Source organism: Micromonospora foliorum (assembly GCF_022229015.1).
GTDB classification, from domain to species: domain Bacteria; phylum Actinomycetota; class Actinomycetes; order Mycobacteriales; family Micromonosporaceae; genus Micromonospora; species Micromonospora foliorum.
Map to the genome: position 1 here is coordinate 1 of NZ_JAKKFF010000260.1, position 12,073 is coordinate 12,073.

Below are 12,073 nucleotides of genomic sequence, written 5' to 3' on the forward strand. Positions count from 1 at the left end.
GGGCGGGCGGGGACGCGGGGCGCGCGGTTAGGCGGGGAGGAAGGAGAAGCGGACCTGGCGGGTCGGGTTGTCGCCGTTGGTGTCGACGAGACAGATCGACTGCCAGGTGCCGAGCGCGAGCCGGCCGCCGAGCACCGGCAGGGTGGCGTACGGCGGGATGAACGCCGGCAGCACGTGGTCGCGGCCGTGGCCGGGCGAGCCGTGTCGGTGCCGCCAGCGGTCCTCGGTGGGGAGCAGGTCGGCCAGCGCGCTGAGCAGGTCGTCGTCGGAGCCCGACCCGGTCTCGATGATCGCCAGGCCGGCGGTGGCGTGCGGCACGAAGACGTGCAGCAGGCCGCCGTCCTCGCCGGAGACGAACTGCTGGGCCTCCGCGGTGATGTCCCGGACGGTCGGCCGGGACCCGGTCTGGACGGTGATCACGTCGCTGCGCATACGTCGCATTCTGCCGCAGGGTGCGGTCAGGAGCTGCCGCCACCGCCACCAGAGTCGCCGCCGCCGGACCAGCCCCCACCGGAGTCGCCGCTGGACCAGCCCCCACCGGAGTCGCCGCTGGACGAGCGCCCACCGGAGTCGCCGCTGGACCAGCCCCAGCCGGACCAGCCGCCGCCCGAGCCGGTGCTGCCGCCGACCGGTTCCGTACCGTCGGAGCGGTCGTGGTCGCCGTCCCGCTGGCGGTCGACGTGCCAACCGCTGCCGACGTCCCCGGTGGGCCCGGCGTAGAGGCCGTACCCGGCGCCGTCCGGGTCCGAACGGCGCTGGCGGCCGGTCCGACGGGCCGCACGGTTCGTCTGCCGCAGCAGGGCCGCGCCGAGCACGACCAGCAGTACGCCGAGGGCCACCGGTCCCACCACCGGCCGGTTATTGCCGGAAACAAGGGCGACCGCGCCGATGACCAGGCCGGCTGTCCCGACAACGATCATGCTCGCGGCGACCGCGACAGGGCGTCCGTTCATGGTGGTGACGGTAGGAGTGGCGGTCAAACCGCTCAGGTTCCGTGCGGTCGTCGCGCTAAGTTACCGGCGAGTACCTGTGTTCAGCATCGCGTCGGGGGGACCTAGACGTGACGACGGGTGCCACCAGGGGGCAGGATGGCGCTAGAGACCCATCCCACACACAACCGAGGGAACGCCTGTGGCTACGGAACGCAAGCGCCCGGTGATCAGCGACGGCCTACCGAGCCAGCTTCCGGACATCGACCCTGAAGAGACCAGCGAATGGGTCGAGTCGCTTGACGGTGTCATCGACGAACGCGGCGCCAAACGCGCCCGCTACGTCATGCTGCGCCTGCTGGAGCGGGCCCGTGAGCGCCAGGTCGGGGTTCCGCCCCTGACCACCACCGATTACATCAACACCATCCCGTCGGAGCGCGAGCCCTGGTTCCCGGGTGACGAGCACGTCGAGCGGCGGATCCGGGCGTACGTCCGGTGGAACGCCGCGATGCTGGTGCACCGGGCGCAGCGCCCGGAGATCGGCGTCGGCGGGCACATCTCCACCTTCGCCAGCTCGGCGTCGCTCTACGAGGTGGGCTTCAACCACTTCTTCCGGGGCAAGAACCACCCGGGCGGCGGCGACCAGATCTTCTACCAGGGCCACGCCTCCCCCGGCATGTACGCGCGGGCGTTCCTGGAGGGGCGGCTCAGCGAGCACCAGCTCGACGGGTTCCGCCAGGAGCTGTCGCACCCCGGTGGTGGGCTGCCCTCGTACCCGCACCCTCGGCTGATGCCGGACTTCTGGGAGTTCCCCACCGTCTCGATGGGTCTCGGCGGTCTGAACGCGATCTACCAGGCCCGGTTCAACCGGTACCTGCAGCACCGCGGCATCAAGGACACCTCCCAGCAGCACGTCTGGGCGTTCCTCGGCGACGGCGAGATGGACGAGCCGGAGACGCTCGGCGCCATCGGTGTGGCCGCCCGCGAGGAGCTGGACAACCTCACCTTCGTGATCAACTGCAACCTCCAGCGGCTGGACGGCCCGGTCCGGGGCAACGGCAAGGTCATGCAGGAGCTGGAGGCGTTCTTCCGGGGCGCCGGCTGGAACGTGATCAAGGTGGTCTGGGGCCGTGAGTGGGACCCGCTGCTCGCCGCGGACACCGACGGCGCGTTGGTCAACCTGATGAACACCACGACCGACGGGGACTACCAGACCTACAAGGCGGAGTCCGGCGCGTACGTGCGGGAGCACTTCTTCGGCCGTGACGCACGGACCCGCAAGATGGTCGAGCCGCTCAGCGACGACGAGATCTGGAACCTCAAGCGGGGTGGGCACGACTACCGCAAGCTCTACGCGGCCTACAAGGCGGCCACCGAGCACACCGGTCAGCCCACCGTCATCCTGGCGAAGACGATCAAGGGCTGGACGCTCGGCTCGCACTTCGAGGGCCGCAACGCGACCCACCAGATGAAGAAGCTGACGCTGGAGGACCTGAAGACCTTCCGCGACCGGCTCTACCTGGACATCCCGGACTCGGCGCTGGAGGACAACCCCTACCTGCCGCCGTACTTCCACCCGGGCGAGAAGTCCGAGGAGCTGGCGTACCTCAAGGAGCGGCGCGAGCAGCTCGGCGGGTACCTGCCGTCCCGGCGGACCAGCACGAAGCGGCTGGCCATCCCCGGCCCGGAGCGGTTCGCCGACATCAAGCGCGGCTCGGGCAAGCAGAAGGTGGCCACCACGCAGGCCTTCGTCCGTCTGCTCAAGGACGTGATGAAGGACAAGGAGTTCGGCAAGCGCTGGGTGCCGATCATCCCGGACGAGGCCCGTACCTTCGGTCTCGACTCGATCTTCCCGACCGCGAAGATCTACTCGCCGCACGGCCAGCGCTACACCTCGGTCGACCGCGAGCTGTTCCTGTCGTACAAGGAGTCGACCTCCGGGCAGATCCTGCACGAGGGGATCAACGAGGCCGGTTCGGTGGCCTCGTTCACCGCGGCCGGCTCGGCGTACGCCACGCACGACGAGCCGATGATCCCGATGTACATCTTCTACTCGATGTTCGGGTTCCAGCGGACCGCCGACGGGCTGTGGGCCGCGGCCGACCAGATGGCCCGGGGCTTCCTGCTCGGCGCCACCGCCGGTCGGACCACGCTCAACGGTGAGGGCCTCCAGCACGAGGACGGGCACTCGCTGCTGATCGCGGCCACCAACCCGGCCGTGGTCGCGTACGACCCGGCGTTCGCGTACGAGATCGCGCACATCCTGGAGCAGGGTCTGCACCGGATGTACGGGGACGCGCAGGAGAACGTCTTCTACTACCTGACGGTCTACAACGAGCCGACCCTGCAGCCGGCCGAGCCGGCCGACGTGGACGTCGAGGGCCTGCTCAAGGGCATCTACCGCTACTCGCCGGCACCGCAGGTCGACGGCCCGAAGGCCAACCTGCTCGCCTCGGGCACCGGGATGCAGTGGGCGCTCAAGGCCCAGCAGCTGCTCGCCCAGGACTGGGGGGTGGGCGCCGACGTCTGGTCGGTGACCTCCTGGACCGAGCTGCGCCGTGACGCGGTGGAGACCGAGGAGTACAACCTCCTCAACCCGGGCGCCGAGGCGAAGGTTCCGTACATCCAGCAGAAGCTGGCCGACGCGGACGGGCCGAAGGTCGCGGTCAGCGACTTCATGCGTGCTGTACCGGATCTGATCGCCCGCTGGGTACCCGGCGACTACACGTCGCTCGGCACCGACGGTTTCGGCATGTCGGACACCCGGCACGCGCTGCGCCGGCACTTCCACGTCGACGCGGAGTCGATCGTGGTGGCCACGCTGCGGCAGCTCGCCCGCAGCGGCGCGGTGGCGACCACGGTTCCGGCCGAGGCCGCCAAGAAGTACGCGATCGACGACGTCAACGCTGCCCCGGTCGGCGAGACCGGCGGCGACAGCTGACCCAGCACCACTGAGGAGGGCCCGGCGCGTGTGCGCCGGGCCCTTTCGGTGTACGGAGCGGCGGTGGTCCGGGAGCCCTGGCGGGGATCCGGACCACCGCCGTCGCGGGTGACGCCGGGAGGATGGGCGCTCGTCAGCCGACGGCGGCCAGGTCGGTGAGCCGGGCCAGCGAGTCCTCCAGGTCGGCGCCGACCCGACGCAGTCCGAGGCGCAGCAGGGCCGCCTTGACCGGGCCGGCCGGCCAGCGGACCACGATGAGGCGCACGATGGTCCCGCCCTCCTCCTCGTCTCCGGTGAGCTGGACGTAGATCTCGGTGCGCGCCTCCGCGCGAGACCCCGCTCCCTTGGCCCGTTCCCGCCAGCCGATCAGCGTCGGCTCCTGGTAGGCGATCACCTCGGCCTCATGCGCCGAGCCGCGCCCCGCCTGGACCAGTTGTCGCCGCCCGAAGCCCTCTCCCGAGAGCACTTCGGCCGCGCGGACCCCGGCCAGCCAGGCCGGCAACTGCTCGGCCCGCTGCACGACATCCCAGACCACTTCAATTGGCGCCGCCACGTGCGCACTGCGTTCCACGAGGATCATTTCCGTCTTTCCTCCGGTGAGGACATCCCACGATATCGGCACTCTATGCGCTAAATCGGACTTACCTGGACGGGTTCGGAAAAAGACACGCCGATCAACCATTGCGCATTGCGCCAGGCCGGCCTATGGCGCATTCATCGAGAGCGCCCTAAAGTCCCGAGCACGTTTCACGTTGACCGGGAGGGCGCATGTCGACCGCACCGATGCCCCAGCTCCCCACCGGCTTCCGCTGGGGCGTCTCCACCTCGGCACACCAGATCGAGGGCGCCACCACCGCCGACGGCCGGGCTCCGTCCATCTGGGACACCTTCGCCCAGTCCCCCGGGGTGATCAGCGACGGCAGCAGCGGTGCGGTGGCCTGCGACCACTACCACCGGTACACCGAGGACGTGGCGCTGCTGGCCGGCCTGGGCGTCTCCGCGTACCGGTTCTCCATCGCCTGGCCCCGGGTCCAGCCCACCGGGGCCGGCCCGGCCAACGCGGCCGGCCTGGACTTCTACGACCGCCTGGTGGACGAGCTGCTGGCCGCCGGGGTCGACCCGGTGGCCACCCTCTACCACTGGGACCTGCCACAACCCCTTGAGGACGCCGGCGGCTGGCTGCACCGCGACACGGCCGCCCGGTTCGCCGAGTACGCCGAGAAGACCGCTGCCCGCCTCGGCGACCGGGTCCGGCTCTGGATCACCCTCAACGAGCCGTTCATCCACATGAGCCTCGGCTACGGCATGGGCGTGCACGCCCCCGGCCGGATGCTGCTCTTCGACGCCTTCCCGGTCGCCCACCACCAACTGCTCGGGCACGGGCTCGCGGTCGCCGCGCTGCGGACCCACACCGCCAGCCCGGTGGCGATCGCCAACAACTACTCGCCGGTGCGGGTGCTCGGCGACCGCGACGCCGACCGGGCCGCCGGGGCCGCGTACGAGGCGCTGCACAACCGGCTCTTCACCGACCCGTTGCTCGGCCGCGGCTACCCGGAGCTGCCCGGCTTCGACCCGAGCGTCATCCACCCCGGCGACCTCGACACGATCGCCGCGCCGATCGACGTGCTCGGGGTCAACTACTACAACCCCACCGGCGTACGGGCGGCCGAGGAGGGTTCACCCCTGCCGTTCGACCTCGTACCGCTGGACGGCTACCCCCGTACCGCCTTCGACTGGCCGGTGGCCCCCGACGGGCTGCGCGAACTGCTGGGCTGGCTGCGCGACACGTACGGCGACGCGCTGCCGCCCATCGAGATCACCGAGAGCGGCTGCGCGTACGACGACGCGCCCGACGCCGACGGGCGGGTGGCCGACCCGGAGCGGATCGCGTACCTCGACGGGCACCTGCGGGCGGTCCGGGCCGCCATCGACGACGGGGTGGACGTCCGCGGGTACTTCGTCTGGTCGCTGCTGGACAACTGGGAGTGGGCCGAGGGGTTCACCAAGCGCTTCGGTCTGGTGCACGTCGACTACGCCACCCAGATCCGTACACCGAAGTCGTCGTACCCATGGTTGCGCGACGTGATCGCGGCCAGCCGGCCGGGGTCGGCGCGGTGACCACCCTCGACCCGACGCCGGCGTCGCTGCCGGCGGCGCTCGCCGAGCCGACGGTGCCGGTGCGGCGCGGCTGGATCGGCCTGATCTTCGCGGCCAACCTCGGTGTGTGGATGGCGTTCTTCACGCCCATCCAGGTGCTGCTGCCCCAGCAGATCGAGCAGATCGCGCCCGGCGGCAAGGAGAACATGCTGGCCGTGGTCACCGGCCTCGGTGCGCTGGCCGCGGTGCTGGCCAACCCCCTCGCGGGCGCGCTCTCCGACCGGACCTGCCTGCGGATCGCCGGCCGCGAGTTCGGTCGTCGGCACGTCTGGACGGCGGGCGGGGCGGTGCTCGGCGCGGCGGCCCTGGTGCTGCTGGCCCAGCAACGGACCATCCTCGGGGTCGCCCTCGGCTGGGTCGCCGCGCAGGTCTGCTTCAACGCGATGCTGGCCAGCCTCACCGCCGCCATCCCGGACCGGGTTCCGGTGCGGCAGCGCGGCGGGGTCTCGGGTTGGGTGGGCATCCCGCAGGCGCTCGGGCTGGTGCTCGGCGCGGTGCTGGTCACCGCCGTGGTCACCGGCAACGCCGCCGGCTACCTGGCCATCGCCGTGGCCATCCTGCTGCTGTCGCTGCCGTTCGCGCTGCTCACCCCCGACGAACCGCTGCCGCGTACCCATCGGCCGGCGATCCGGACGCGGGCGCTGCTGGCCTCGATGTGGATCAGCCCTCGCCGGCACCCGGACTTCGCCTGGGCCTGGATCACCCGTTTCCTGGTCCAGTTGGGCAACGCCCTGGGCACCCTCTACCTGCTGTACTTCCTCAGCGACGGGGTGCGCCACCCCGACCCCGAGGGCGGCCTGCTGGTGCTGATCCTGCTCTACACGCTCGGGATGATGCTGACCGCCGTGGTCGCCGGCCGGCTGTCCGACCGGTCCGGCCGGCGCAAGATCTACGTGATCGTCTCCGGGCTGATCATGGCGGTGGCGGCGCTGCTGCTCGCGGTCGCGCCGGTCTGGCCGATGGCCATCGTCGCGGCGCTGCTGCTCGGCGCCGGCTACGGCGTCTACCTCTCGGTGGACGCCGCGTTGATCACGCAGGTGCTGCCCCGGGCCACCGACCGGGCCAAGGACCTGGGCGTCATCAACATCGCCAACTCGGCGCCGCAGGTGCTCGGCCCGGCGCTCTCCGCCCCGCTCGTGGTGTACCTGGGCGGCTACCCCACGCTCTACGCGGTCACCGCCGTGGTCACCCTGCTCGGCAGCGCGCTGGTCGTCAAGATCCGCTCGGTGCCCTAGGGGGCGGTGGCGGAAAGCAGTCGCGTACCGCCGTAGGCTGGGGGACGTGACAGTACGTGTGCGCTTCGCCCCTTCCCCGACCGGTATGTTCCACGTCGGCGGCGCCCGCTCGGCGCTGCAGAACTGGATCTACGCCAAGCAGCAGGGCGGCGTGTTCGTGCTGCGCATCGAGGACACCGACGCGGCGCGCAACAAGCCCGAATGGACCGAGGGCATCCTCTCCGCGCTGGACTGGATCGGGATCTCCCGGGGCAGCTACGAGGGCCCGTACTTCCAGTCGGCGAACGCCGGCGAGCATCGGGCCGCCGCCGCCCGCCTGTACGACTCGGGCCGCGCCTACTACTGCGACTGCACCCGTGAGGACGTGCAGGCCCGCACCGGCTCGCAGTACCAGGGCTACGACGGCTACCACCGCGACCGTGGCCTCGGCCCGGGCCCGGGGCACGCGCTGCGCTTCCGTACGCCGGACGAGGGCACGACGGTGGTGGTCGACCTGATCCGCGGTGAGCCCACCTTCGAGAACAAGCTCATCGAGGACTTCGTCATCGCCCGCGGCGACGGCTCGCCGGTCTTCCTGCTGGCCAACGTCGTCGACGACATGACCATGGGGATCACCCACGTGATCCGGGCCGAGGAGCACCTGCCCAACACGCCCAAGCAGCAGCTGCTTTGGGAAGCCCTCGGGGTCAAGCCGCCGGTCTGGGCGCACGTGCCGGTGGTCGTCAACGAGAAGCGGCAGAAGCTCTCCAAGCGCCGGGACAAGGTCGCCCTGGAGGCGTACCGCGACGAGGGTTACCTCGCCGGGGCGATGCGCAACTACCTCATGCTGCTCGGCTGGGCGCCCTCCGGCGACCGGGAGATCGTTCCCTGGTCGGTCATCGAGGACGAGTTCCGGCTGGACGAGGTCAACCTCTCCTCGGCGTTCTTCGACGAGAAGAAGCTGCGCGCGTTCAACGGTGAGTACATTCGCGCCCTGCCGGTGGCCGAGTTCATCGACGCCTGCCAGCCGTGGCTGACCGGCACCGGGACCATCGCGCCGCCGCCGTGGCAGCCGGAGGAGTTCGACGCCGACGCGTTCGCCGCCGTGGCGCCGCTGGCCCAGACGCGGATCGCGGTGCTCAGCGAGATCGTGCCGAACGTCGACTTCCTCTTCCTGGCCTCGCCGCTGATCGACGAGGCCGCCTGGACCAAGACGATGAAGGACGGCTCCGCCGAGCTGCTGGACGACGCCGTCGCGGCGTTCGAGGCGCTGGAGTCCTGGGACGCCGAGTCGCTGAAGTCGACGCTGGAGGCGGTCGGCGCCGAGCGGGGCCTCAAGCTCGGCAAGACGCAGGCGCCGGTGCGGGTCGCCGTCACCGGCCGCACCGTGGGTCTGCCGCTGTTCGAGTCGCTGGAGGTGCTCGGTCGCGAGCGCACCCTTACCCGGATCCGCGCCGCCCGCCTGCGCCTGGTCTGACTGTCGCTCGTCGACGCGTCACGAGCACGTCGCCGGCGTACCTCCGTATTGCCCTGCCTTTGCTCTGCACCCCAATAGGCACCGGTCACAGACCGTAGCCGTCGCAGCCGCGGGTGCAGAGCAAAGGATGACCCGCACGCCCGACCCACCCGGAGCGGCGAGTATCAGAGGGTCACCGAACCCGTCGCCGCCGGCGGAACACGAGGCCGGCTCCGAGCGCGGCGAGCAGCACCAGGGCGCCGAACGCCCAGAGCCACCAGCGACCGCCGGAGTCGGACTGCTCCGACGCCGCCGGCACCGGGGAGGCCGTTGAGCTGCCGGGTGTCGCCGAGGCGGGCCCGGCGGAGGGTGCGCCGACGGCCGACGCATCAGCCGAGGGCGACCCGGTCGGGCTGGTGCCGACGGCCGCCGACGGCGAGGCGGACGGGTCGGCGGCGGTGCCGGTGGTGAGGGTGAACCGCACCTCGCCCTTCACCGGATGCCCGTCGGACGACGCGAGCTGGTAGCCGACGATGTAGAGCCCCGCGGCGGCCGGTTTGAACGGCACCCGCACGCGACTGCCGTCGAAGGCGGGAGTCCCGCCAGCGACCACATTGTCCGGTCCGGTTATTGTGATCTTCGTCGTGGTCGGCGACGGCTTGGCGAGGAACCGTAGCTCGACCCGGGCCGGTGCCGCCGCCACGCGGGCGCCGTCGCGCGGGTTACTGCCGGTCAGTTCGTTGTGGGCGGCGGCCGGTGTCGCCGGCACCAGAAACGACACACCGAACGCCACGCCGAGCACCACTGGCACGACCCGGGCCGTACGTGTAACCCTGCCCCCCATGAACCCCTCCGTAAGGGTACGATCCGCCCGCTGATCAAACGGCTCCTCATTAGTCGAGCAGAGATCGCAGATAGTTCCAAATACTGTTCCGAAAGCTGCAACTCATCGACGTTCTGCGGAGTCTGTAGGAGTGGGCGCGACCATCTTGGTCGATGCCACACCGGCAGGTCGGTCCGGACGTCACGACGAAGCCATCCATCGAACGGGGCGAGGAGGCGGGATGGTCCGACACATGAGGCGGTTGGCCGCCGTGTTGGCGGGCACGCTGGCGGCGGCGCTGCTGTCGCTCGGCACCGCCGGCTCGGCCTCGGCGGCGCCGAAGCCGGCACCCGCCGGAGTGGACATCACCGGCACGGGGCTGTCCGCGCCGCTGCGGATGCACGCGGACAAGGAACCCGCCCTCGTGGGCGCGGTCATCGACCAGGTCAATTTCCTCGCTCGCACCGGCATGCCGACCGGTCCGAAGGCCGCCAACCTCGGTCCCAAGTACACGGTCGTGGTGCTCGCCGGCGATACGCCGAAACAGACGTACGACCTCTATCCCAAGGCGATCGGCGGCCCCCGCGTCTACCGGCCGGCGAAGCAGCCCGACGGCCGCAAGACCAGCGCCGGCTGGTTCCTGGGTCGGCTCAGCATGTCCGAGACCCTGCGCACCGCCGGTGTGCCGCTGGAGCGGCAGTTCGACACGGTCAGCGGTGGCGCGGGCGGCGGCGAGCGGGTGCTCCCGGAGGACACGCTCGACCCGGCGAAAGACCTCGACGAGGCGCTCGGCGACCTGCAACGCCTGCTGCTGCTCAACGTCGGCGTGATGCTGACCATCACGGTCGGCCTCGCCGGGATCGCGCTGCTGATCCGCCGCCGCACGCGCTGACCTGGCGCACGTGCCGCACCCGACGCACTCGCTGATCAGCGGGTGCGTCGGCGGTCATCGGCAGCAGCGTCGGCGGTGATCAGCACCAGCGGCGCGGCGGGCGCTCCCGTCGGGTGGCCCGTGGCCGAGGTCGGACCGCGCCGTGCCGATGCGCCCCGGCCCAGCCGGGAAGTTCGCTGAGGCAACCAGCGGGCACGTCCGAGTCGGGCTCGGCGAGGCCGGTGGGCTCGGCGGAGCGCTGACGCGGAAGCGGGACGTCATCATCGGCTCGGCCGGCGAGCGGCTCCGCCGGGTGCGATGGTGCGCCGCCGACCGCCCGGCGGTGCTTGCCAGCCGCCTGCGGGTCGTGGTGCCCCGGCCGGCAGGGCTCGCCCTGGGCGCAGCCCTGCTCGGCCTCCCCGTGCGCCATCCCCGGTCTCCTCACGCTCGTCCCACCCTCGGGTGCTCTCCCCGAGGTGCCCTGTCACCGTACTGGCCGGGACCGACGGGCCGCGCGCAGCGTACCCGGGGTCCAGGCCGGCCCGTTCACCGCGACGACGGGGAAGGCGGGACCCGGTTGCGCAGTTCACAGCTTCTTCCCGCACCGTTCACCCGCCGCGCCGACGGCCGAGGGCGCACCGGCGGTCGGAGCGGTCCGCGTACCCCTTTCGGCGCATGGCGGTGCCGTCGAGGTCCTCCCCCGGTCGGAGTTCGGCGGGCGACGGCTGTGGTGGGATCGGGGCATGCGTCCGCCACCGTGGCTCGACTCCGGCACTTTCGGCCGTGACGTGGTGCTGGCCGGCGCGTCGCTGGCCGGTGGTCTGGTGCTGTACACCCTGGGTTGGCAACCGCAGGTCCGTTCGGACGCGGACGTGCCGTCGGCGCTGTTCCTGCCGCCGCTGGTGGCGGTGTGCGTCGCCGTCGGCCTGCGGCGGGTCGCGCCGCGCGCCAGTCTGGCCGTGGGAACGGGCGCGCTGGTGGTCGACACGGTGCTGGGCAGTTCCCTGGGCACGCTCCTGGTCTACACGCAGGTGCTCTACGACGCCTGCGTGTACGGCCCGCCCCGGCTGTGGCGGTGGTTGCTGCGGATCGCCGTGGCGCTGAGCCTGGTCGGGGCGGTCGTCGGCGTGCTGGGGTACGGCCAGTGGCGCGGGGCGGCGCTCGGGGTGCTGGTGGTGCTCGTCGGGCTGCTGCCGGTGCTGACCGGGATCAGTGTGCGGCAGTACCGCGACCAGGCCGCCGCCGAGCGGGCGCGGGCCGAGCAGACCGCCCGGCTGGTCGAGTTGGACCGCCGGCAGGCGGTCAGTGCCGAACGGGCCCGGATGGCCCGGGAGCTGCACGACGTGGTCGCCAACCACCTCAGCGCGGTGGCCATCCACGCCACCGCGGTTCTCTCCGTGCCCGGGTTGGATCGCGGTCAGGTGGAGTCGGCGTTGCGGGTGATCCGGGAGAGCAGCGTGCAGGGGCTGGCGGAGATGCGGCAGATGATCGAGGTGCTGCGCGAGCCCGGGACCAGCGGCGGACCGGCCACACCGGAGGTGGTCACCGCGCGGCTGGCCGAGGCGGACGGCCTGGTCGAGCGGGTCCGGGCGGCCGGCCTCGCGGTGCGGTTCCGGACCGACGGCACACCCGGCGCGCTGCCGGTGGGGGTGGACCTCGCCGCGTACCGGATCGTGCAGGAG

The 12,073-nt window shown here is 71.7% G+C and carries 11 protein-coding genes; 6 read left to right on the forward strand and 5 right to left on the reverse strand.

The genetic code is table 11. The features are described from left to right. Positions 1-27 precede the first annotated feature (27 nt). Positions 28-432, reverse strand: coding sequence for a YjbQ family protein (locus PSH25_RS19705; RefSeq protein ID WP_238660471.1), 405 nt, complete (start codon positions 430-432; stop codon positions 28-30). Between the two features lie 26 nt (positions 433-458). Then, positions 459-953 (reverse strand): hypothetical protein, encoded by a 495-nt coding sequence (locus tag PSH25_RS19710; protein ID WP_238660472.1) that lies wholly within the window; start codon positions 951-953, stop codon positions 459-461. 178 nt (positions 954-1,131) lie between these two features. Here PSH25_RS19710 and aceE point away from each other — a divergent pair, with 178 nt between their 5' ends. Beyond that, positions 1,132-3,870 (forward strand): pyruvate dehydrogenase (acetyl-transferring), homodimeric type, encoded by a 2,739-nt coding sequence (gene aceE, locus PSH25_RS19715; RefSeq protein ID WP_308193698.1) that lies wholly within the window; start codon positions 1,132-1,134, stop codon positions 3,868-3,870. Between the two features lie 133 nt (positions 3,871-4,003). On the opposite strand, the gene PSH25_RS19720 is transcribed toward aceE, so the two are convergent. Next, positions 4,004-4,450 (reverse strand): SRPBCC family protein, encoded by a 447-nt coding sequence (locus tag PSH25_RS19720; RefSeq protein WP_030488771.1) that lies wholly within the window; start codon positions 4,448-4,450, stop codon positions 4,004-4,006. Between the two features lie 188 nt (positions 4,451-4,638). Between PSH25_RS19720 and PSH25_RS19725 the strand changes: the two genes are divergently transcribed. From PSH25_RS19725 to gltX, 3 genes are read left to right on the forward strand one after another with little or no spacing between them, the layout of a single operon-like run. Beyond that, the gene (locus PSH25_RS19725; RefSeq protein WP_238660473.1) at positions 4,639-5,988 is read left to right on the forward strand and encodes a GH1 family beta-glucosidase; all 1,350 of its coding nucleotides are present in this window, start codon (positions 4,639-4,641) and stop codon (positions 5,986-5,988) included. Then, entirely contained in the window at positions 5,985-7,262 is a 1,278-nt protein-coding gene (locus PSH25_RS19730) for an MFS transporter (protein WP_238660475.1), read from the forward strand. Before PSH25_RS19725 ends, PSH25_RS19730 begins: the two co-directional genes overlap by 4 nt. A 46-nt stretch (positions 7,263-7,308) precedes the next feature. Next, positions 7,309-8,718, forward strand: coding sequence for a glutamate--tRNA ligase (gene gltX, locus PSH25_RS19735; protein ID WP_308193699.1), 1,410 nt, complete (start codon positions 7,309-7,311; stop codon positions 8,716-8,718). Positions 8,719-8,890: 172 nt separating this feature from the next. Here gltX and PSH25_RS19740 read toward each other — a convergent pair whose 3' ends face one another. Continuing rightward, the gene (locus tag PSH25_RS19740; RefSeq protein ID WP_238660477.1) at positions 8,891-9,508 is read right to left on the reverse strand and encodes a copper resistance CopC family protein; all 618 of its coding nucleotides are present in this window, start codon (positions 9,506-9,508) and stop codon (positions 8,891-8,893) included. Positions 9,509-9,761: 253 nt separating this feature from the next. Between PSH25_RS19740 and PSH25_RS19745 the strand changes: the two genes are divergently transcribed. After that, positions 9,762-10,412 carry a hypothetical protein gene (locus PSH25_RS19745; protein ID WP_238660478.1) on the forward strand — a complete coding sequence of 217 codons (651 nt, stop codon included), beginning with the start codon at positions 9,762-9,764 and terminating at the stop codon, positions 10,410-10,412. Positions 10,413-10,491: 79 nt separating this feature from the next. Here PSH25_RS19745 and PSH25_RS19750 read toward each other — a convergent pair whose 3' ends face one another. Continuing rightward, positions 10,492-10,821 (reverse strand): hypothetical protein, encoded by a 330-nt coding sequence (locus tag PSH25_RS19750; protein WP_238660479.1) that lies wholly within the window; start codon positions 10,819-10,821, stop codon positions 10,492-10,494. Between the two features lie 313 nt (positions 10,822-11,134). On the opposite strand from PSH25_RS19750, the gene PSH25_RS19755 reads away from it, so the two are divergent. Then, positions 11,135-12,073: sensor histidine kinase (locus tag PSH25_RS19755; protein ID WP_238660481.1), on the forward strand; the 939-nt coding region annotated here is incomplete at its 3' end.